Source organism: Tahibacter harae, assembly GCF_024437735.1.
Classification (GTDB): Bacteria; Pseudomonadota; Gammaproteobacteria; order Xanthomonadales; family Rhodanobacteraceae; genus Tahibacter; species Tahibacter harae.
This window is the reverse complement of the sequence record NZ_JANFQO010000004.1, coordinates 285,591-307,626: the sequence shown is the minus strand read 5'-3', so window position 1 is coordinate 307,626 and position 22,036 is coordinate 285,591. Positions and strand designations below refer to the sequence as shown.

Annotated in this window: 16 protein-coding genes; 6 read left to right on the top strand and 10 right to left on the bottom strand. The window is 70.0% G+C overall.

The features are described from left to right. Window positions 1-108: 108 nt before the first annotated feature. Together NM961_RS06335 and NM961_RS06330 are read right to left on the bottom strand one after the other, a co-directional pair. Entirely contained in the window at window positions 109-750 is a 642-nt protein-coding gene (locus NM961_RS06335) for a hypothetical protein (protein ID WP_255913071.1), read from the bottom strand. 44 nt (window positions 751-794) lie between these two features. Beyond that, window positions 795-3,314: a diguanylate cyclase domain-containing protein gene (locus NM961_RS06330; protein WP_255913070.1), complete on the bottom strand. Its 2,520-nt coding sequence runs from the start codon at window positions 3,312-3,314 to the stop codon at window positions 795-797. A gap of 244 nt (window positions 3,315-3,558) precedes the next feature. Between NM961_RS06330 and recC the strand changes: the two genes are divergently transcribed. The 4 genes from recC to NM961_RS06310 all read left to right on the top strand — a co-directional run bounded on the left by recC (window position 3,559) and on the right by NM961_RS06310 (window position 13,312). Continuing rightward, window positions 3,559-6,987: an exodeoxyribonuclease V subunit gamma gene (gene recC / locus NM961_RS06325; RefSeq protein WP_255913069.1), complete on the top strand. Its 3,429-nt coding sequence runs from the start codon at window positions 3,559-3,561 to the stop codon at window positions 6,985-6,987. Next, window positions 6,980-10,546: a UvrD-helicase domain-containing protein gene (locus NM961_RS06320; protein ID WP_255913068.1), complete on the top strand. Its 3,567-nt coding sequence runs from the start codon at window positions 6,980-6,982 to the stop codon at window positions 10,544-10,546. The genes recC and NM961_RS06320 overlap by 8 nt, the downstream gene beginning before the upstream one ends. 79 nt (window positions 10,547-10,625) lie before the next feature. Next, on the top strand, window positions 10,626-12,455 hold the full coding sequence (recD, locus tag NM961_RS06315; protein WP_255913067.1) for an exodeoxyribonuclease V subunit alpha: 1,830 nt from the start codon (window positions 10,626-10,628) through the stop codon (window positions 12,453-12,455). Between the two features lie 26 nt (window positions 12,456-12,481). Then, on the top strand, window positions 12,482-13,312 hold the full coding sequence (locus NM961_RS06310; protein WP_255913066.1) for a helix-turn-helix transcriptional regulator: 831 nt from the start codon (window positions 12,482-12,484) through the stop codon (window positions 13,310-13,312). Between the two features lie 163 nt (window positions 13,313-13,475). Here NM961_RS06310 and NM961_RS06305 read toward each other — a convergent pair whose 3' ends face one another. The 4 genes from NM961_RS06305 to NM961_RS06290 all read right to left on the bottom strand — a co-directional run bounded on the left by NM961_RS06305 (window position 13,476) and on the right by NM961_RS06290 (window position 15,299). Next, window positions 13,476-13,619, bottom strand: a complete 144-nt coding sequence (locus NM961_RS06305) for a hypothetical protein (RefSeq protein WP_255913065.1) — start codon at window positions 13,617-13,619, stop codon at window positions 13,476-13,478. Window positions 13,620-13,938: 319 nt separating this feature from the next. Next, entirely contained in the window at window positions 13,939-14,175 is a 237-nt protein-coding gene (locus NM961_RS06300; protein ID WP_255913064.1) for a zinc ribbon domain-containing protein, read from the bottom strand. Continuing rightward, complete coding sequence (locus NM961_RS06295; protein ID WP_255913063.1) at window positions 14,172-14,630, bottom strand: MarR family winged helix-turn-helix transcriptional regulator; 459 nt, start codon at window positions 14,628-14,630, stop codon at window positions 14,172-14,174. Before NM961_RS06295 ends, NM961_RS06300 begins: the two co-directional genes overlap by 4 nt. Window positions 14,631-14,786: 156 nt before the next feature. Beyond that, on the bottom strand, window positions 14,787-15,299 hold the full coding sequence (locus NM961_RS06290; RefSeq protein WP_255913062.1) for a hypothetical protein: 513 nt from the start codon (window positions 15,297-15,299) through the stop codon (window positions 14,787-14,789). Window positions 15,300-15,556: 257 nt separating this feature from the next. Here NM961_RS06290 and NM961_RS06285 point away from each other — a divergent pair, with 257 nt between their 5' ends. Continuing rightward, on the top strand, window positions 15,557-16,117 hold the full coding sequence (locus NM961_RS06285; protein WP_255913061.1) for a 3'-5' exoribonuclease domain-containing protein: 561 nt from the start codon (window positions 15,557-15,559) through the stop codon (window positions 16,115-16,117). 27 nt (window positions 16,118-16,144) lie between these two features. Here NM961_RS06285 and NM961_RS06280 read toward each other — a convergent pair whose 3' ends face one another. The 4 genes from NM961_RS06280 to NM961_RS06265 form a co-directional block, all read right to left on the bottom strand. Further along, the gene (locus tag NM961_RS06280) at window positions 16,145-17,575 is read right to left on the bottom strand and encodes a serine hydrolase domain-containing protein (RefSeq protein ID WP_255913060.1); all 1,431 of its coding nucleotides are present in this window, start codon (window positions 17,573-17,575) and stop codon (window positions 16,145-16,147) included. A gap of 257 nt (window positions 17,576-17,832) precedes the next feature. Further along, the gene (locus tag NM961_RS06275) at window positions 17,833-19,272 is read right to left on the bottom strand and encodes an MATE family efflux transporter (protein WP_255913059.1); all 1,440 of its coding nucleotides are present in this window, start codon (window positions 19,270-19,272) and stop codon (window positions 17,833-17,835) included. Between the two features lie 286 nt (window positions 19,273-19,558). After that, window positions 19,559-20,365: a LytR/AlgR family response regulator transcription factor gene (locus tag NM961_RS06270; protein ID WP_255913058.1), complete on the bottom strand. Its 807-nt coding sequence runs from the start codon at window positions 20,363-20,365 to the stop codon at window positions 19,559-19,561. Continuing rightward, window positions 20,365-21,417 carry a sensor histidine kinase gene (locus NM961_RS06265; RefSeq protein ID WP_255913057.1) on the bottom strand — a complete coding sequence of 351 codons (1,053 nt, stop codon included), beginning with the start codon at window positions 21,415-21,417 and terminating at the stop codon, window positions 20,365-20,367. Before NM961_RS06265 ends, NM961_RS06270 begins: the two co-directional genes overlap by 1 nt. Before the next feature lie 210 nt (window positions 21,418-21,627). Between NM961_RS06265 and NM961_RS06260 the strand changes: the two genes are divergently transcribed. Beyond that, window positions 21,628-22,023 (top strand): hypothetical protein, encoded by a 396-nt coding sequence (locus tag NM961_RS06260; protein ID WP_255913056.1) that lies wholly within the window; start codon window positions 21,628-21,630, stop codon window positions 22,021-22,023. Window positions 22,024-22,036: the final 13 nt, after the last annotated feature.

Sequence of the window (22,036 nt, the reverse complement as noted above, 5' to 3'; positions counted from 1 at the left end):
GAAGCCCGTGCCAGCGAATTCATGTGAGTGTGACGTGGATCGCGCAGACACTGATTGCGACTCTTGGATAGACAGTACAGCGACCCTGCACATGTTGCGGGCTTGGCGCTATCCAATGACTCTGAGCTCACTGTTATCCGCAGGCTTCAGCGCCCACAGGCCCAGCAAGCCGATGGAAGCAGCTGGAACCGAAAGCAGAGGCCACGCCAACAGGGGAACGGGCTTTGCCGCCGCGGCGAGGATCACGGTGGCGGCGTTGTTGGTCGGATTTGCGTCCGAATAGACAAACGGCAGACTCACCGTGAACGGAAATCTGGGCAGGGCATTGGGCGAAGCTGTCAATCGGAAATGGCAAGTACGGGTTTCGCCGACGAGCAGCAGCGGCCTGTTCAACGGCAAGCCGGCTACAAACCACGAAAAGCGCCAAATGGGCGGCTGGGAGTCTGCTTGCGCGATAGTGAGTCCGCAGTCACTCCACTCTACCGTTGCTGGAAGGTAGAACTCGTTGTAGATCCGCGGTCCCCAAAGGATGACCGAGGGAATCGGCGCCGGCCCGTTGTTCGTGATCGTCCAAGTGAACGTGAGCAGTTGGTATGGCTCGATGTAAGCACTCGGCGCCACGGAAAGCGTAGTCGCCACATCACCCGCCAATGGCGTGGCCGCCTGTGCTGGCATGAGGCCTGTTGCCAGCAATGGCAGTAGCATGTGCAAGCGCCGCAACGTGCAATCGGCGGTCTGCGACTGACTCATGCCTTGACGGTTTCTTCTGCTCCGGATCAGGGTCCAGAGAGTACTCAATGCCCCAACCCCAACCGCGCCTCAGCCTCCGCCGAAGGCTTCGCCGCCCGCAGCCGATACCCGTTCCGCCCCGCCCGCTTCGCCGCATACAGCGCCTGATCCGCCTGCGCAATCAGCCCGATCGCATCGAGCCCCGGCTGGCCGTAGGCGATACCTATGCTGGTGGTGATGCTGATTTCTCCGGCGCTGGTGTGGAGGTCGGCGTGCATGGCGACGACGAGTTTGGCGGCGATCATTTCCGCGGCGGCGGCGCTGGGGGCGTCTTCGACGAGGATGGCGAATTCGTCGCCGCCGAGGCGGGCGATCAGGTCTTCGCTGCGCAGGCTGGCCTGCAGGCGGCGGGCGAATTCGATGATGACTTCGTCGCCGACGCCGTGGCCCTGGGTGTCATTGATGCGCTTGAAGTGGTCGATGTCGAGATAGAACAGCGCCAGCGGCGTGCCGTGGCGCTGACTGCGTGCCAGGGCCAGGACCAGCCGCTCGTCGAAGTGGCGGCGGTTGGCTACGCCGGTCATGCTGTCGTAGCGGGCCAGCCGGGCCAGTTCCTGCTGCGCCTGTTTGAGTGCGGTGATGTCGAAAGTCAGGGCGTAGAAGCCGCGTACCTCGCCATCTTCGCGTGCGCGGTCGGGCACGTAGTGGGACTGGAACTGGTAGGTGCGGCCCTGCAGTTCCACTTCACCCTCGAACAGCACGGTCTCGCCGCCGAGCACGGCGTCGATATGGCTGGTGACAGTGGCCTGGGCCTCGCTGCCGCGCACTTCGGCCAGGGTCTTGCCCAGGATGTCTTCCGGATCCAGGTCGAAGGCCCTGCGGTAGTAGGCATTGGCGAAGCGGTAGCGCACGTCGCGGTCGAACTGGGCGATCAGCGCGGGCACGTTGTCGGTGACGGCCAGCAGCAGGCGGCGGCTTTCGTCCAGGGCGTTTTCGGCCGCGACGCGGGCGCTGATATCGCGGCCGGAGTAGACGATTTCCTTGCCCTGGTCGTCGCCGATGACCAACTGGGCCAGGGCTTCGATCCACACGTAGTGGCCATCGCGGTGCTGCGCGCGGTAGGTAACGCGGGCGGTGCCGCCTGCGCCGGCGAGATCGGCGATGGCCTGGTGCAGCGGTGCGCGGTCGTCGGGGTGGACCAGTTCCCAGCGCGGCTCGGCCAGCTCCTCCGGCGCCCAGCCCAGCATCTCGCGCGCCGAGGGCGATACGTACAGGCGGCGGCCGTCGGGGCGCATGCGCACGACCAGGTCGCGTGAATTGTCGGCCAGCATGCGGTAGCGGCCTTCGCTGTCGCGGTAGGCGTCATAGGCCTGCTGCAGGCGGCGCTTGGAGCGCCACTGCAGCACGAAGAACGTGGCCAGCACCAGCAGCAGGAAGCCGGCCAGGGTGTTCAGCGCGGTGGTCAGGCGGCTGGTCTGGGCCAGGGCCGCGGCGCGTTCGGCGGCGAGCACGGCTTCCTGCTTGAGCTGGGCCAGTTCGATCTCGTTTTCGGCGTATTTCAGGCGAGCGTCGAAATCGGCCGAGGACTTGGCGCGGTCGGCCTGGTCGATTTCGCGGCCCAGTTCGATCTCGCGCACGATCAGCAGTTCCAGCGCGGCGCGCGGGGCCTTGGCGCGGATCTGCAGCGGAATCAGTTCGCGCAGCGCGCGCAGTTCGTCCCGGCCCTGGTTGAGCTGGCGGAAGGCTTCCACGGCCAGGCCCAGCTCGTGCACCGCGCGCGCCGGGTCGCTGTTGAGTGCGGCCAGGCCCAGCACTTCGCGGCCCTGGCCTTCGAGCTGGGCGTTCTTCAGGCCGGCGGCCAGTTCCAGCACGGCCAAGCCGTTGCGGCGCTGGGTTTCCGCATCGTTGCGGCTGCGCGCCAGGCGCGCGGTTTCCAGGTGCAGTTCGGCGCGCAGCTTGGGATCGTGCAGTTCGCCGAAATTCTGCAGCGCCAGGTCCAGGCTGGCCTGGGCCGCGGCGGGAAGGCCCAGCTGGGCTTCGGCGCGGCCGCGGTTGCGCAGCAGGCGTACGCGCAGGCCGGGATCGCCGCCACCGGCCAGCGCGGCCAGGCCGCGGTCGGCGTATTCGACGGCCAGCGTGTGCTTGCCCAGCGAATAGCTCAGCGAGGAGAAGGCGAGCAGGATGTCGGCGGAAAGATCGGCCTGTGGTTGCTGCAGCAGCAGGCGCTGGGCTTCGCCGAGCAGGTGTTCGCCGCGGGAGAAATCCTGCAGGGCGATGCTGCCGCGGCTGTCGGCGATCAGGCCGCGCACGGCGAGCCAGGTGCTGCCGCTGGCCAGGGCCGCGTCGCGCGCGCGGCTGCCGGCTTCGCGCTGGCAGTTCCAGTCGGCGATGACGCGGCAGGCGTTGGCCTTGGCCAGGTAGAGCAGGGCCAGCTCGTGCATGTCGCCGCGCTGCTGGGCCGCGGCTAGGGGCGCGGGCAGCGCGTCCAGCACGGCTTCGGGTTCGAGCAGGGCGCGGGTTTCCAGCGCATGGCGCTCCAGCTCGGCGGCGCCGGCCGTGGCGGCGAACGACAATAGCAACGCCATCAGCAACGGATGGGGCCGCTGGTGCGGGGGCCGGGTCGAGCGCCTGCGCAGTCTGTAGAGCCTCATTGCCCGCCTGTAGGAGGAAGCGGCGCGGACAGAGTACGTCCGTCCGTCGCCCGGTGGAACGCCTGCGGGCCGTGCGATCGGTAAATTTTCCTGCCGGGCACAGGTGCGCCGCGCGCTGGGCGTGGGCAGGCGCATGCGCTAGGCTGGCTGATCGTCAGGCGGAGCGAACGCGCGGCACATGCAGCAGGGAATCATCGTTTACCGGGCCAGCCGGCTGGAGGCCCTCCTGCCGCCGCTGCTCAGCCTGATGGACGCGGCGCCGCCGGCGCATCCGCTGCAGCCGGCCAGCGTGATCGCGGCGCATCCGGGCATACGCCAGTGGCTGTCGCGCGCGCTGGCGCGCCGGCGCGGCGCCGGCGGCATCGCGGCAAATATCGAGATTTCCCTGCCCAGTACATGGCTGGACGAGCTGGCCCTGCGGCTGCTCGGCGAATCCTTCGTCGCGCTGCGGCCGTACCGGCGCGAGGCGCTGCGCTGGCGCATCCACGAACTGCTGCCGCAGGTGGACGATGCCCAGGTGCGCCAGTACCTGCGCGGTGTGGACGCGCCGCGGCGGCGCTTCCAGCTGGCCGACCGCGTGGCCTCGATCTACACCCGCTACCTGGTCTACCGGCCGGACTGGCTGCAGGCCTGGGGCGCCGGCCGCGACCAATTCCCCGCGCCCACCTTTCTCGCCCCGCTGTGGCGGCGCCTGCGCGGCGACATAGGCCTGCCGCATCGCGGCGAACGCCTCACTGCGCTGATGCAGCAATTGGACAAAGTGGAAGACGATGCTTCGCCACAGGAGCCTTTGCACGTCTTCGGCATCAGCCATCTGGCGCCGACCGAGTTCGCCGTGCTGCGCGGCGTTGCGCGGCGCCGGCTGGTGGTGCTGTACGTGCCGGATCCCTGCCGCGAGTACTGGGCCGGCCTGGTGCCCGAGCGCCAGCGCCTGCGCGAGCTGGCTGCGCTGGATGCGTTTTCCAGCGCCTCGGAGCAGCAATTCCTCGGCATACACCATCCGCTGCTGGCGAGCTGGGGCCGGCTGGGCCAGCATTTCGTGCTGGCCCTGGCCGGTGCGGACGATATTGCCGTCGACATACGCCACAGCGAGGACGAGGCCGGCGCCGACCTGAGCGCCGCGCCGCGCCTGCAGCGTCTGCAGGAAAGCATCCGCCAGCTCGACCCCGGCCTGGTCCGGCCGCTGCGCGACGTTGCCGCCGGCGAACTCGCCGACCGCAGCCTGCGCGTACATGCCTGCCATACCCGCCTGCGCGAGCTGGAAGTGCTGCGCGATGCGCTGCTGCGCGAGCGCGAGGAAAGGCCGGACCTGAAGCCTTCCGACATCGTCGTCATGGCGCCGGACATCCAGGCCTACGTGCCGCTGCTGCCGGCCGTGTTCGGCGAGCCCGGCCGCAACCAGGGCCCGCTGCCGTATCACCTGGCCGATGTGCCGGTGGTGCACGGCCATCCGCTGCTGCTGGCCTTCGCCAGCCTGCTCGATCTGCCGCAGACCCGGCTCAGCGCGGCCCAGGTGCTGGACCTGCTCGCCGTGCCGCAGATCGCCCTCGCCCTGGGCCTGGATGCGGCCGGCGTGCGCCTGCTCGGCAACTGGATCGAACGCAGCCGCGTGGCCTGGGCGCTGGATGCGGATTTCCGTGCCCGCCTGGGCGTGCCGCCCATCGCCGAACACAGCTTCGCCTGGGGCATGGACCGTCTGCTCGCCGGCTATGTGCTGGGCCAGGAAGGCGAGGGCGAGGCGCAGGCGCTGACCCTGCCCGACGGCACCGTGCTGGTGCCGGTGGAAGGCGTGCAGGGCGTGCAGGCCGAGGTGCTCGGCGCGCTGGACCGCCTGCTGCAGCAGTTGGCGCAGCTGTGCCGCGATGCGGGCCAGGTGCGCAGCCTGGGCGCCTGGGCGCGGCGCTGCGAGGCGCTGATCGATGCGCTGTTCCGCATCGACTACGACGATGCCGCCGCGGCGGCCGCGCTGGGCGATCTGCGCAAGCTCGCACGGGGTCTCGCCGGCGAGGCCGAGGACGCGCAGGTCGATCCGGACGTAGATTTCAGTGTGGTGCGCGAAGTGCTGCGCGAACGCCTGCTCGCGCTGTCGGAACGGCAGCGCTTCCTCGCCGGCGGCATCACTGTCTGCGGCATGGTGCCGCAGCGCGCGATCCCGTTCCGCGTGGTCGCGGTGCTGGGCCTCAACGACGGCGAGTTTCCGCGCGCCAGTTCCGATGCCGGCCTGGACCTGATGGCCAGCCAGCGCCGCCTCGGCGACCGCGATGTGCGCAACGACGACCGCTACCTGTTCCTGGAAACCGTGATGGCCGCGCGCGATGCGCTGCACCTGAGCTACATCGGCGAAGGCGTGCGCGACGGCAAGCCGCGCAATCCCGCCGCGCCGCTGGCCGAGCTGCTGGCGCTGCTGGACCAGGCCCACGGCCTGGGCGCCGATGCGCCGCACGACGCGCCGCGGCCGTGGCTGCTGCACCATCCGCTGCAGCCGTTCGACCGGCGCTACTTCGACGGCAGCGATCCGCGTCTGTGGTCCTACCGTGCTGACCTGATCGCGCTGCTGCGCGAGGACGGCGCCGCGCCGGCGCCGTTCCTCGACCTTGCCGCGCCGGCTGCGGACAGCGGACCGCAGACCGTGCTGCTGGCCAATGTGCTGAGCTATTTCCGCCGTCCCGCCGAACAGGTGCTGCGCCAGCTCGGCCTGCGCCTGGACGGGCTGGAATCCGGCCGCCTGGCCGACAGCGAGCCGCTGGATCCGCAGTTCGCGCGGATGGACCGCGTGGCCCAGCGCCTGTTCTTCGACACCGCTGCCGGCGGCAGCCTGGTATTGCCGGCGCAGCCGCCGGACTGGCTGCGCCACGGCGGCCTGTGGCCGCCGGTGCGCGCCGGCGAGCTGGCCTGGCAAAGCCAGCGCGAACAGGTCGGCGCGCTACTGAGCGAGGCTGCGGAAAGCGAACTGTTCGACGCCGGCGCGCCGCAGCGCCTGGCGCAGATGATCGCGCTCGAATTCGATGGCCTGCGTATACAAGGCGAGCTTGTCCACGCCTACCGCAGCGGCGCGGTGGACTGGATCTTCGACCTGCCCCAGCGCAAGGAGGCCGAACTCGATTTCGGCCTGCGCTGCGGCCTGTTCCTGCAATGGGCGCTGCTGCAGGCAGCCGGCTGGGACGATCCGCGGCCGCTGCGCGTGCTGCTGCCCGGCAGCGGCGAGCGGCGGCCCTGGCAGGACAGCCTGGATGCGTGGAACCTGGCTGCGCTGCTCGCCCATCGCAACGGCGATCACGCCCGGCGCGCGGCGCTGCGGCAGGATCTGCAGCGGCGCATCGGCGGCCTGCTGCGCGTCTACCTGCGCGCGCAGCAGCGGCCGCTGTGGTATTTCCCGCGCACCAGCTGGGTCGCCGCCGCAGCCGATGCGAGCGAGGCCAAGATCCTGCAAAGCTGGCTGGGCGGCAGTTTCCAGAGCGGCGAACGCGACCAGATGCCCGGCTACGCGCGCCTGCTCTCGGCCGGCAGCGAACTGGCCCTGGGCACGCCGGCGTACGCGGAACTGCTGCAGGTCGCGCGCGAGCTGTACAGCCTGATCCATTTCGGCGTGGAGCCCGGCCATGACTGAGCCGCGCCGCCCGCGCAGCTGGCGCGACCTGGAACTGGGCCCCGGCGGCCGCAGCCTGATCGAGGCCAGCGCCGGCACGGGCAAGACCTGGACCATCGCCGTGCTGTACCTGCGCCTGCTGCTGGAAGGCGAAGCGCCTTACCTGCCGCGCCAGATCGTGGTGAGCACCTTCACCGACGCCGCCGCGCAGGAGCTGCGCGAGCGCCTGCGGGCACGCCTGGCCTGGGCCCAGGGCCAGACCGAGGCATTTCTGCGTGGAATGCCGGTGCAGGACGGCGACGATGCGCAATGGCTGCGCCGGCGCTGGCAGGATTCCCCGGCGCAGGCACAGACGGATCTGCTGCGCCTGCGCCTGGCCCAGGCCGAGCTGGACCTGGCGCCGGTAGGCACGCTGCACAGCCTGTGCCGGCGCATCCTGGCGGATTTTCCGGTGGAAAGCGGCAGCGCCTTCGCCGCGGGCGAGCTGATCGCCGAAAGCGGCGTGCTGGAGCTGCTGGTGGACGATCTCTGGCGCGACCTGATGCAGCGCGAAGCGCCGCTGGATCAGGGCGACCTGCTCTGGGTACGCGAAGGCCGCGCCAATCTGCGCCGCGCGCTGCAGGCGGTGCTGGCCCCGGGCGTGGCGGTGCGCAGCGCCGATCCGGCGGCGCCGCTGACGGCGCAGGAGCGGGCCGCGCTGCTGCAGGATGCGCACGCCGTCATTGCCGTGCCGGAGCGCTTCAAGCTCTCCGGCGCCCGGAATTCCAAACTGCTGCAGGCGCTGCGCGAACTGGCCGCGGCCGACGAGGCCGATGCACTGGCCGCATTCGACGCTGCCGGCGTGCGCGAGCACGAAGGCCAGCTCGACAAGCAATTCAAGAAGGATGCGCTGGGCGATGCGCTGCTGCTTGCGCGCCTGGAACGCATCTTCGCCGCCCTGCGCCGCCTGGACGAGGCGCGCGATGCGAGCAAGGCCGCGGCGCTGGAACGCTATCGCCGTCAGCTGCTGCAGCGCCGCCACGACCAGCTCCTGCGCGAGGCGCGCCTGACCTTCAACATGCTGATCGAAGGCGCCGCGCTGGCGCTGCGCGATCCGGCCTCGCCGCTGGCCGCGCGCCTGCGCGAGCAATGGCCGGTGGCCCTGGTCGACGAATTCCAGGATACCGACGCGCAGCAGTACGCCATCCTCGATGCGATCTACCGCGACGCGCAGCGCACGCCGCGCGGCCGCCTCATCATGATCGGCGATCCCAAGCAGGCCATCTACCGCTTCCGCGGCGGCGATATCCACACTTATCTCAAGGCCGCGCAGACGGCGGACGAAGTGCTGGAGCTGGCGGTCAACCGGCGCTCCTCGCACGCTTATGTCACTGCGCTGAATGCGCTGTACGAACTGGCCGGGCCGGCGCTGAGCCAGGATCCGCAGCATCCCATCCGCTACGCGCCGGTGACCGCGGCCGGCCGCGAGGACGTCTATGCCGCGCCCGACGGCAGCGCCGTTTCCGCCGCGCTGGTGCTGCACTACCAGGCCGAAGCGCCGAGCGGACAGGAGGAGCGCCGCCGCCACGCGCTGGAAGCCTGCGCGCGCCAGATCGCCGGGCTGCTGCAGTCCGGCTATCGCTTGGGCGACGCGCCGCTGGCGCCGGGCGATATCGCCGTACTGCTGCCCAAGAACCAGCAGGTGGAGCAGCTGCGCGAGCTGCTGCTGCGGCGCGGCGTGCCCTGCGTCGGCGCCGGCAAGCGCAGCGTGTTCGAGACGGTGCTGGCGCGCGAGCTGCAGCTGATGCTGTACGCGGTGGAGCACAACAGCGACGACAGCGCGCTGCGTGCGGCGCTGGCCACCGGCTTCGGCCGGTGCGGCTATGCCGACCTGTGCCGCCTGCGCGAGGACACCGACGAATGGCAGCAGCTGCGCCAGCGCTTCAGCGGCCTGCGCCGCGAATGGCAGCGCCACGGCGTGCTCAGCGTGGTGCTGGAATTGTCGGACGACCTGGCCCGCGGCCTGGCGCTGGCCAGCGAACGCGAGCGCGCACTGACCGACCTGCGCCATCTGGGCGAACTGTTGCAGGCACAGAGCGAGGTCAGTGCCGGCGCCGAGCAATTGCTGGCCTGGTTCGCCCAGCAGCGCGACGCGCCGACCGAAGGCGACGAGGCGGCCAACGAACACCAGCTGCGGCTGGAATCTGACGCGCGCCGCGTGCGCCTGCTCACCTTGCATGCCAGCAAGGGCCTGGAATTCCCCGTGGTATTCCTGCCGCTGATGTGGGATCACAGCGGCAAGATCCCGGCCTTGCCGCTGACCTGGGACGCCGCCAGCGGCCTGCGCCTGGCCGAACTCGCCGGCGCAGGCCAGGCGCGCGCGCAGCAGCAGGTGCGCGAGGAAGACCAGGAGGAACGCTTCCGTGTGCTCTACGTCGCGCTGACCCGCGCGCGGCATGCCTGCCATGTCTATGCGCTGTCGCCACAGCGTCCGCGCGACGCAAGAGCGAATGCGCCGGCGCCGGCGGATCCGGAACGTTCGGCGCTGGATGCAACCGTCGCGCGCCTCCAGCAGGCGCTGGCGGGCCGGCCGCTGCAGCATCCCCACCTCGCCTGGCGCGAGGACGGCTGGGACTGGCCCGAGGCGCGCTATCAGGCGGCCGAAGCCCCGGCGCAGCCGCTGCACGCGCGCCAGGAACCGCCGCGGCCGGCGCTGGAGCAGACCTACAGCTTCACCGCCCTGGTCGCCGGGCGCGGCCGCGGCGCGCAGGAAGAGAGCGCGGCCGAGGACGAAGGCGGCAGCGCCGAGGCCCTGCCGCAGCCGCCGCTGTTCGCCGCGGTGCCGGCGCCGCCGCCGGATCCGCGCATTCTGGAACTTTCTCATTTGCGCGGTCCGGAGTTCGGCAATGCCGTGCATGCCGTGTTCGAGCGGCGCCGGCCGGGCCAGCCGCTGGCCGATCAGCTCGAACTGGTCGAGCGCAGTCTGCGCGAGCAGGCGGCCAAGCCGGCGGGCGAGGGCGGCGCGGCTGCGATCGCCGCGCTGGTGCAGCGTTGCATCGATCTGCCGCTGGTCGGCGGCGCCAGTCTGGCCAGTCTCGCGCCGGCGCAGCTGCGCGCGGAAATGGGTTTCCAGTTCGTGCTGGACAATGTCTCGCCGCGCGCGCTGCGCGAGGCCTGCCAGCGCCACGGCGCCGGCGCACTGCTGCCGGAGCATCTGCCGCCAACGGCCCTGCAGGGACTGATGAGCGGCAAGATCGACCTGGTGTTCGAGCACGACGGCCGCTTCCATGTGCTCGACTACAAGACCAACTATCTGGGCGACGCGCTGCACGACTACGCGCCGCAGCGCCTGGAGGCGGCCATGCAGGAACATCACTACGGCTTCCAGGCCCTGCTCTACACCGTCGCGGTCGAGCGCTATCTGCGCCAGCGCCTGCCGGGTTACCGGCGCGCGCAGCATCTGGGCGAGGCGATCTATCTTTTCGTGCGCGCCAGCGGGCTGGACGCGGCTTCAGGCATCTGGCGCCACCGTTTCGACGGCGCTTTGCTGGATGCGGTGGACCACGCCCTGGGCGCGCCGCGTCGCGGAGCTGCCGCATGAAGCGCGGGCCGCCGGCTGTCAGGTCAAGGAGCTGGCGCAGAGTCTGCTGCCGCCTGCCGCGCTACCACGGAGCCGCCGCATGAGCCGTTACCGCCTGCTGCGCGAAGCCGATGCGGACGCGCCGGAGCACTGGCGCGCGCTGGACCGCGCCCTGGCGCATTGGGTGACGGTACATGGCGGCAGCGCGCTGCTTGCGCGCGTGGCCGGCTGGGCCAGCTATGCCGACGGCCTGGGCGACGCGGCGCTGCCGCTGGCCGGCGCCGACGCGGGTCGCCACGGCATGGCGCTGCTGAGCGCGGCCCAGCTGGACGAGTTGCGCGCCCAGCCCCTGGTCGGCGACGGCAGCCGCATGACGCCGTTCGTGCTCGATGCCGATGGCCGCTTTGCGCTGTGGCGCAATCACGCCCACGAAAGCGCCATCGCGGCGCGCATCCGCGCGCGCCGCGCGGCGGCGACGGCACCGGATGCGGCGGCGGTCGCCGGCGATGTGCGCGTGCTGTTCGGCGGCGACGAAAGCGCCGCGAGCGAACGCCAGCGCGCCGCGGTGGCCGCCTCCGCCGGGCGCCGCCTGTTCGTGCTCACCGGCGGGCCCGGCACCGGCAAGACCACGACCGTGCTGCGCATGCTGCTGATGCTGCAACGCCGGGCGGGCACGGCGCCGGTGATCCAGGTCGCCGCACCGACCGGCAAGGCGGCGCAGCGCCTGCTGCAGTCGCTGCGCGCGGGCAAGAAACAGCTGCTCGCCGGCAACCGCGCGCTGCCGCAGGACTGGCAGCCGCTGCTCGCGCGCCTGCCCGAGCATGAGGCGCTGACCCTGCACCGCCTGCTCGGCTACGACCCGCAGCGCAACCTGTTCACGCGCGGGCGGCGCCGGCCCATCGCGGCGGATATCGTCGTGGTCGATGAAGCCTCGATGGTGGACCTGGCCATGCTGCGCAGCCTGCTCGACGCGGTGCGCGACGATGCCAGCCTGATCCTGGTCGGCGACGCCGATCAGCTCACCTCGGTCGCGGCGGGTTCGGTGCTGATGGACCTGGTCGCCGCGCTGGAACGCGAAGGCGCGCCGGAGCTGGTGCGGCTGGAACACAGCTTCCGCGCCGAACGCGCGCTGATGCCGCTGAACCAGGCCGTGCGCGCCGGCGACATGGATGCCTTGATGCATGCGATCGTGAAGGCTGGTGCGCAAGCCAGCCTGCGCAACCTGCCCGACACCGCCGCGCTGCGCACGGCGGTGCGGCAATGGGCGGCGGAGCTGGCCGAAGCCGGCCTGCGGCCGGTTCTGGGCCAGGCCGCTGCCGACAGTCCGCGCCAGGGTTCGCTATGGCCGGCCGAACCCGCCGTGCCCGGCGAAGCGCAGCTGGCCCTGCAGGCGCTGCAGCGCCTGGGCCGGCGCCAACTGCTCTGCGCGCTGCGCGAGGAAAGCTTCGGCGCGCTGGCGCTCAATGCGCTGATCGAGGCCGAACTCAAGCAGCACTGGCAGGTGCCGGCGGAAACCCTGTGGTATCCCGGCCGCGCCGTGATGATTACGCGCAACGATTACGCCGCGCGCCTGTTCAACGGCGATATCGGCCTGTGCCTGGCCGACGCCGAAGGCCGTCTGCGCGTCTGGTTTGAAGCCAGCGGCGCCGACGGCGAACCCAGCGCGCGCGCGCTTGCCCCCGACAGCCTGCCGGCGCACGAAGGCGCGTTTGCGATCACCGTGCACAAGAGCCAGGGTTCGGAATACGAACACGCCGCGGTCGTACTGCCGCCGGATCCGCAGCATCGCATCCTGTCGCGGCAGCTGCTCTACACCGGCGTTTCGCGCGCCAAGCGCGTCGTGGAGATCTGGGGCTTGCCCGAGGTGGTTGCGGCGGCGCTGGCACGGCCGATACAGCGGGCGGGCGGGTTGGCGGCGAAGTTGGGGTAGGCGGCCGGTAGCGCTAGCATCCGCCCATGTCCCAGTTCACCGTCGCCCGCCTGCTCGACACCGGCACGCTCAGCGTGCGGGACGTGGCCTGCCGCGGCGAGTGCCGTCACCGCAGCGCGGAGGAGTGTTCGGCGGCGACGCATCTGGTGTTTCCGTATCGCGGCGTCTATGTGCGCCATGTCGGCAGCGAACAGTCGGTAGCGGACGCCAACCACGTGCTGTTCTTCAATGCCGGCGAAGGTTTCCAGGTCAGCCATCCGCTGGCCGGCGGCGATTCCAGCCTGGTGCTGGTGCTGTCCGAGGCGCTGCTGCAGGAAATCGCGCCCAAGGATCTGCTCGCCCGTGGCGGAAGGCCCGGCCTGCGGCTGCAGCATCTGCGCATCGACGCGCGCGCCCAGGCCCTGGTCGCGCTGCTGCGGCACGGCCTGGTGCAGGGCAGTGTGGAGGCGCTGGAAGCCGAGGGCCTGCTGCTGACCCTGGCCTGCCGCGCGCTGGGGCCGCGCACCACGCGCGAATCCGGCGCGACCGCGGCCAAGCGGCGCCTGGTCGACCGGGTCAAGGTGCTGCTCGCCAGCGATCTGTCGCGGCGCTGGACGCTGGCCGATATCGCCGCCGGGATCGGCGGTTCTGCGGTCTACCTGACCCAGGCTTTCCAGCAGGTCGAAGGTCTGCCGCTGTACCGCTACCAGTTGCGCCTGCGCCTGGCCCAGGGGCTGGACCGGCTGGCGCAGACCGAGGATCTGTCCGCCCTGGCGCAGGAGCTGGGCTTCTCCAGCCACAGCCATTTCACCGCGGCATTCCGCCAGGCGTACGGACGTTCGCCGTCGGCGTTCCGCGGTGCGGTGGCGGGAGGATGAGCCGGGATTCGCGATTCGGGATCGGCGTTCGGGCGTGTCTTTCGGGGAAAACCCGTCACGCGGAAAACACGCACTCCCGCAGCGGCGGTCCGCTGCGGGAGTCGTGTTTCCCTTCATGGGCGATGCGCGGCGCGCGGCGTTCCGGCCGCTGCGTCATGCGCGCTCACGCCTTGGCGGCGGACTGCGCTTCACGCAGTTTCTGCGCGCATTCCTCACAGCACACTTCCACGGTCTTGCCGCCGAGCTTGACGCTGATGCGCGTATCGTCCAGCGGGTAATCACAGGCGGCGCAGGTATCGGCTGCCATGACACGCTCCCAACTATCGCCCGCAATCCGGGCAGGCGTAGTTCAGCAGGCGGCGGAATCCGACGCTGTCAGGATCTTTAGTGACGGGATTCCGGATGGATTCGGGATTGGCAAAGCGGGCGCAGGCGCAGTTTGCTGGGGCCGGGAGTCGCGGCGGGCGGCGGCGGAATATCGGTCACCGTTCGCATGCCGGCCGCAGGCCCTGAAGTTGGCGGTACGGCTCGCCAACCGGGACTGCGGACGGCCCGCACATCGACCCGATCGGCAGCCGAGTTCCCTCACCCCCGACTCTCAACCGCCTCATCCCGAATCCCGGCTTTCATCCCGCCAGCAACGGGTGATCGCGCCAGGCCGGCATGCTGCGCATGTATTCGCGCGTACGCTGCTCGGCGATGGCGCGCGGCGTTTCCGGTTCGCGGCCGAGCACCCATTGCACCATGCGTTCGAAGCGTTCCTCGAACGGTTGCAGCTGGCCGCTGGCATCCGTGCAGTAATGGCAGTAGGCGCCGCTCTCGATGGGCATGCCGCAGCTCTGGCAGGTGTGGGCGTGGTTCATTCAGGTGTCTCCGCTCCGGGGGAAAGGGTTTCGCTGGCTTGCAGCAGCGCGCGCAGGCCCAGCAGCAGCTGTTCGCGCTGGGTCGCATCCAGCTGCGCCAGCGCGCGGGCCAGCGCTTCGCGCGACAGCACTTCGCTGGCGCGGGCGAGCAGGGCCAGGCCGGCATCGGTGAGCCAGATAAGGATGCGGCGGCGGTCGCGGCCGTCGACGCTGCGCGCGATCCAGCCATTGGCTTCGATGCGGTCCATCAGTTCGCTGACCGCCGAGGGTGCGCGGTCGAAATGCCGCGCCGCTTCGCTCATGCTCAGCGGGCCGCTGCGCTGCAGATGCCGCAGCACGGCCAGGGCTTCGGGCGAAGGGCGCTTCTCGTCCTTGCCCCAGCGCGCATGCAGGCGCAGGTACAGCGCCGGATAGAGGCGGGCGATTTCCGCAGTCAGCGCAGCGACGGAGTCCATGCGCCGGATTCTAGGCCGCGCGATTGCTTCGGCAATCCCGAAACAATCGCGCGGCGCCGGCGGGATCGTGCCGCCGCCGTCGCCGGAGCGGCCATCCGGCGATGCGGACCGCGGCCGATGCAGCACTGGCCGCGGCCTCAGCGATTGCGTGAAGTTTCAGCCGTTCAGACGGCCCCGTGCGGCGCGGCGCCGCAGGCCGTATCCGCCGGCGGCGAACAACCCGAACACCAGCGCCAGCAGCACCGGCGGCGACAGCATGGGCACGCTGGCCGCGGCCGGCGCGCCGAGCACGCGCAGCGGCAGGTCGGTGGTTTCGGCGGTGCCGCCTATGCCGGTGAAATCGGCGATGAAGCGTACGGTGTAGTCGCCCGGCGCGAGGCGTCCCAGCGGATAGCTCACATCGCGCGGCGGCGGCGGCGCGCTCCAGCAGAGCGTGTTGACGTCGACCTGGCGCACGGTCAGCACGTTGCCGGTGCGGTTGATGGTCCAGTCGCCTTCGGGGCTGCAGCCGCTCCAGCGGACGATCAGCGCGATGGCATTGCTGGAAACCGCGGGGCTTGGAACTACGCGCACATTGTCATAACGCGAACTGTAATCGGTGCCGGCGCTGCTGACGCCGGCGGCGGCGAGGGCGAGCAGGGTCAGCAGGAAACGCAACACAGGGGTCACGGCGGGCATCCTTGTACGGGTGAGGCGGCGGCAGCGCCGCGGGCGTTTCCGGTAGAGACGGCGTGGCAGGGTTTTTCCCTCAATTGCCCCGGTTGCGCGCAGTTTCGGCAAAGCCGCGGCGGTGTGGGGCGCGGCCGCGTTTCGTCCAAGGTGCGGTAGCGGCGGCTCCGGCGCTGCGGGGGCCAGGGGCCGCGGGCGCCAAAACCGCCGGCCGGTCCGGCCGCCGGCGCCTTCATCCTGCATGGCATCATCCCGTCATGAACGAAATCTATGTCTCCATCGACGTCGAGACCGACGGCCCCATTCCCGGTCCGCATTCCCTGCTGAGCCTGGGCGCGGCCGCTTTCGACGCCGGCGGCGAACTGCGCGCGACCCACAGCGTCAACCTCGAACTGCTCGACGGCGCCGCCGGCCATCCCGAGACCATGGCCTGGTGGGCGGGCCAGGCGGATGCCTGGGCGCAGGCGCGGCGCGATCCGCAGCCGCCGGAGCCGGCCATGCGCGCATTCGCCGCCTGGCTGCGCGCGCTGCCGGGCCGGCCGGTGTTCGTGGGCTATCCGGTCGCGTTCGATTTTCTCTTTGTGCACTGGTATCTGCTGCGCTTCACCGGCGCCAGCCCGTTCAGTCATTCGGCGCTGGACATCAAGACCTACGCCATGGCCCTGCTGCGCAAGCCTTATCGCGAATCGACCAAGCGCAACATGCCGCGGCGCTGGTTCAGCGCTGCGCCGCATACGCACCAGGCGCTGGATGATGCGATCGAGCAGGGCCGTCTGTTTTGCAGCATGCTGGCCGAGAACCTGCGCGGACGCGGCTGACGTCCCGCCGCGTCCGCGCCGCTGCGCTCAGCGTGCCGGTGCCTGCTTCACGTAGTAGAAGCGCGCGCTGCCCACATCGACGGTGACGCCGTGAACGGTACCGCTGGCATTGCGATGGAATTCCAGCTGCCGGCTCAGGGCCTGGGCCGGCAAATCCGGCGCGACGAAGCGGTTGGTCGACAGCGCCAGCAGCGGCGAGAAGTCGTCGTCGCCCAGCTGCATGCGCTGCGTGGCGGCGTCCAGGGTGATGCGCAGCGGCCTGGGCTGGTCCGGCGGGGCGATGCCCTGGCGCCGCAGGATCTCGCCGTCCAGCTGATAGTCGCCGGCGTAGTCGTGATAGCGCGGATCGGAATAGTCCAGCGCGACCGTGCGCACGGGTGGATTGATCGCCCAGCCGAACGCATCCGCCGCGGCGTTGCGGATCTCGCGGCCCAGATGGCCGCCATTGCTGCCGTTGGTGAGGATGACGATGCCGTCGCCGCTGACCAGGTTGCCTTCGATCCAGGCCTTGTAGCTGTCGTTGGAGCCGCCGTGGTGGAAGATGCGCGTGGGGCCGGCTCCTTCGAGTCCCGGCCCCAGGCCGCGGCCGGAGCGGGCAACCTCGGTCATCATGTCTTCGGCAGTGCGGCGCGACAGGAAACGGCTTTCGCCGCGGTAGCTGCGGATCAGCGCCGCGGTGAACAGGCCCAGGTCGCGCGCGCTGACCCACAGGCCCGACGCCGCCAGCTCCGGCATGGACTGCCAGCCCGGTGCCGCCACCGCCGGCGCGCCCGCATCGTCATGCGCCTTGGCGATATTGCCGCGTGCCGGGGACAGCGGATTCTCGAAATTCGCGCGCTTCATCTGCAGCGGCTCGAACACCTGCGCCTGCGCCAGCTGCGCGAACGACTGCCCGCTCACGTCTTCCAGCACGAGTTGTGTCACCGTGGTTCCGCCACCGGAATACTGCGCGCGCGAGCCGGGCTGGTATTCAAAGCGCACCGGCGGATTCTTCGCCGGCGGCAGGCCGTCGAGCGTCTGCAACGCCGTCGGCAGCGGCAGGCCGGGCGCGTAGTCCTTGAAGCCGTGCTGGCCCAGGCCCGAGGTGTGCGACATCAGCATGCGCAAGGTGGGCTTGCTGCCCTGCGTGATCGCCGGCGCCGGCGGCAGATGCCAGCGGCGCAGATAGGTGTCGACATCCACATCCAGCGCCAGCTTTCCCTGCTCGACCAGCCGCAGCACCGTCGCCGCCGTCACCATCTTGCTGACCGAGCCCGAGGAAAACAGCGTGTCGCCATCCACCTTGTCGCCGGTGCCGGCCTCGCGTACGCCGTAGCCCCGCACCTGCGTCACTTGCCCGTTGCGCACGATCGCAATGGCCAGCCCCGGCACCTTGTAGTGGGCCATGCGCTCGGCGATGGTCCATTGCGGCAGCGCCTGGCCGGGCTGCAGCACCATGGGGCGCAGGCCGTGCTCCATCGCGGTGATGCGGGCGCTGTCGTCGCCGGGGGCCGGGCCCGGGCCGGGGGCGGCGCTGCGGGACGGTCCTGTCGCGGCACAGGCGCACAGCGCGAGGGACAGGCAGAGCGGTACAAGGCGAAATGCAAACGGCCGATGCTTCACGCGGGACTCCAGGGCTGCGGGTGGAAACCGGGAACGTTGCAGTCGGATGGAGGCCGGGGGCGGAAAGTTTGCCTGGCTGCGGTGCCGGCGTGTTTTTGCCAGCGTGGGCGCCCTCACACCTTCATCGTCTTCCAGCCCCCGCGGCTGAACAGCCACAGGGTGAACAGGCCGACCGCGGTTTCCGAGACGAAAGCGGCCCAGAACACGCCGCTGTGCCGCCAGCCCAGGTGCAGCGCGAGCAGCCAGGCCAGCGGGATCTGCAATGCCCAGAAGAAGAACACGTTGATCTTGGTCGGTGTGACCGTATCGCCGGCGCCGTTGAAGGCCTGCACCGAGACCATCCACCAGCCGTAGACGAACAGCGAATACGACAGTATGCGCAGCCATTCGGCGCCTATGGCCACGACTGCGGCATCGCCGGTGAAAAAGCCGACCAGCGCGTGCGGGAAAAAGAAGAATGCCAGCGACACGGCGAGCAGATAGATCATGTTGTAGCGGCCTATCTGCCAGACCGCGGCTTCGGCGCGGCCGGCCGCATTGGCGCCCAGGCTCTGGCCGACCAGGGTCGCGGCGGCGTTGGACATGCCCCAGGCCGGCATCATCACGAACATCATCACGCGGATCGCGATGGTGGCGCCGGCCACGGCCTCGTTGCCGACGCTGGCCAGAATGCGCATCAGGAAGATCCACGACGTCATCGCAATGATCATCTGGCCTATGCCGCCGAGCGAGGTACGCACGATGTGCCAGAGCACGGCGCCGCGCCAGGCGAGCTGGCGCGCCAGCACGCGGATGTGCTTGCCGCCGTGGAACAGCACCCAGAGCTGGTACAGCACGCCGATGCCGCGGCCGATGTTGGTGGCGATCGCCGCGCCTTCTATGCCCAGCGGCGGAATCGGCCCCAGGCCCTGGATCAGCACCGGGCAAAGAATGATGTTCAGCCCGTTCGCCAGCCACAGCACGCGCATGGCGATGGCCGCGTCGCCGGCGCCGCGGAAGATCGCGTTGATCACGAACAGCAGCATGATCACTGCGTTGCCGCCCAGCATCCATTGCGTGTAGCGGTAGCCGTGCTCCAGGCTCCAGGCATCGGCGCCCATCAGCCGCAGCAGGTCCTGCGCGTAGACGATGCCGATGACTGCCGGCAGTACCGACACCAGCAGTGCGACCAGGATGGCCTGTACCGCCGCGACGGCCGCCTCTTCACGTTTGTCCTCGCCTATGCGCCGCGCCACGATCGCGGTCACGCCCATGGCCAGGCCCATGGCAATCGAATACAGCAGGAACAGATAGCTCTCGGTAAGCCCGACCGTCGCCACCGCCGACGGACCCAGCTTGGCCACGAAATAGATATCGACGATGGCGAAGGTCGATTCCAGCACCAGCTCCAGCACCATGGGCACGGCCAGCAGGAAAACCGCGCGGCGCAGCGGGATCTTCGTGTAGTCGGCGCTGGTGCCGCGGATCGCGTCGCGCAGGCCGGCCCATAGGGATTGCGAACCGGCCTCGGCGGCGGTTCCGGATTCCGGCTTGGAAGTGGGTTCGAGCTGCATGCGTAAATGCTCCTGTTCTCGGCCCGAGGCTGGTCGGGTGGTCCGATACCGCTTGCGTCGAACCGGAGCGGGCCGGATCGACACGGCTGCAGAATCTTTTGCCCGTTTGTCATGGCGGAGTGGTCCGGCCAGCGATTCCGGGACAGCGGATTCAGGCGCGCCAGAAATTTGTCACGCCCGGCGGCCGGCCGGCCGTGTGCCGCCGGTCGGCCCGCGGCGCCTGCGGCACACGGCCGGATTCCTTGATTCCGCTGGACCCTGCTGATTCCCTGGCCCGGGCATTGCCTCAGGAATCCGCATCGGAAGCCCGCCAGCGCCTGGCATGCACCGCTTCCGTCATCTCGTTCACGAAACTCGGGCCTACCGCCAGCCGCGTGCCGTCGAGCAGGATCAGCGCCACGCCGCGCAGGCTGCGGCGCTGCAGGCTGCGGATGCTTTTCGCCTGCACGATGGTGGAGCGGTGGATGCGCAGGAAGCGCTTCGGGTCCAGCCGCGCCTGCAGGGAGACGATGGTGTCCTTCAGCAGGTAGCTGCGCTGGCCCGCGTGGATCATCACGTAGTCCCCTTCGGCGGCGATGTAGTCGATGGCGTCGACGGGAATCCGCTGCAGGCCGTCGCGGGTCTTCGCCCAGAGTTCGCGTTCGTACGGCGTATCCAGGCGGGTTTCGCCCTGTTCGCGCACGCGGGCGAGCAATTCCTGCAATTCCAGAAGACGGGCATCGGCGGCGCGCGCGTGCAGGCGCGACTGCGCGCGGCGCAGGGCTTCGCGGAAGCGGTCGAAGTCGACCGGCTTGAGCAGGTAGTCGACCGCATGCAGGTCGAAGGCGCGCACTGCATGCTCCTGATAGGCGGTGACGAACACGATCTCCGGCACGTGGCTGCCGGCCTTCAGCATTTCCGCGACTTGCAGGCCGTCCATGCCCGGCATCTGGATGTCGAGCACGGCGATGTCCGGCCGCAGCTCCTGCATCAGGCGCAGGGCTTCGCGGCCGTTGCGCGCGCGTGCGGCGAGGCTTGCCGAGGGAATGCCGGCCAGCGCCAGTTCCAGCCGGTCCAGCGCCACGGGTTCGTCGTCGGCGAGCAGGACGCGCATCAGGCCAGTTCCATCCAGGGCAGGCTCAGGCTGGCGCGCCAGCCGCGTTCCACGGGATGCGCCCGCAGCACCGCTTCGTTGCCGAACATGACCGCCAGGCGATGCCGCACGTTTTCCAGTCCTATGCCGAAGCCTTCGCGCGGAACCCGCGCCGCGTCCGCGTCGTTCTCCACCCACAGCACCAGGCTGTTGCCGTCGCGGCAGGCGCCAATTTCGATGGCGATGCCGTCCTCGGAGTTGCCCAGGCCGTGCTTGATCGCATTCTCGACCAGGGGCAGCAGCGCGAACGACGGCAGCATGGCGCCGGCGCTGGCCGGGTCCACCTGGTAGCGCACCTGCAGGCGGTCGGAAAAACGCACCTGTTCGATGCGCAGATAGCGTTGCAGCATGCCGACCTCGTCGGTCACCGTGGCGAAGCCGGCGGGCGTCGCCGCCAGCGTATAGCGCAGGAAATGGGACAGATTCTGCAGCGTCGCCTCGGTTTCCTCCTTGCGCCCGAGCGCGACCAGGCCGGCGACGGTATTGAGCGTGTTGAAGAGGAAATGCGGATTGATCTGCAGGCGCAGCGCGGCCAGTTGTGCCTGCTGCGCCAGGCGTTCGGCCTCCGCCAGGCGCGCGTCGCGCGCGCGGACTTCCAGCGCATGCGACAAGCCCACGTACAGGCCCGCCCAGGCCAGGAAGACCCATTGATAGCCGAGATAGTCCAGCGCCAGCTCGCTCGTGCCCGGCCACGGGTCGCCTATGCCGGCCACGTCGCGGAAGACCAGCGCGCCCAGCCCTGTCTGTACGAGCGCGAGCGGAATCGTGCTCAGAAGCACGGCCATGAGAAAGCCGAAGGTCACCTGACGGCGCCAGCGCAGCAGCAGATGCGCCAGCCAGCACTGGCCGGCCGCAAGAAGGGTGCAGATGGCGCGGGCCAATTGCACATCCCAGCCGTGGTGCGAGCCTATGAACAGGGTGAAAAGTGCGCCGTTGAAGAAAAAATGGACGGCCCACACGCAGGCGGTGAGGGCGAGCGTCTGCCGGTCGAAAGCGCCTGCGGGGTGTGTCATCGGCTGGATGCGCCCAGGGTCAGGCGTGATTGCGGCCGTAGCATAGCCGAAGCCTGCATCGGCCCGGCCGGGCTGCGCCGACAGCGCCGCGGTCCCGGTCGAAAAGGGTGCAATTCACCGATGTAAATGCCGTGTTCGTCGACAAGGCCGGTGCGGGCGGCAGGCGCCGCCCTTATGGTGAACGCACTTCTCCAGGCCGCGGCCCCGCCCATGAAAAGATCCATCATTGCTGTCGTTTCCGGTATCGCGTTCATCGTCGTCGCCAGTACTCTGGTGGACATTCTGCTGCACGCCGTCCATATCTACCGGCCCTGGGGCGAACCCTTGTCCCAGGCAGAGGCCGTGCTGGCGACCAGCTATCGGGTCGTCATCAGCATCCTGGGCGCGGCACTCACGGCCTGGCTCGCGCCGCGCGCGCCGCTGCGGCATGCGCTGTACCTCGGCGTGGTCGGGACGCTGCTCGGCCTGGTCGCCCTCGCCGCCACCTGGGGCAACGGACTGGCGCCGGCCTGGTATCCCATCGCGCTTGTCCTGCTGGCTTTTCCCCAGTGCTGGGCCGGGGGACACTTGTTCCTCAGGACGCACTCCGCCGGACCGACGAGGTAATTGACCATGCGCT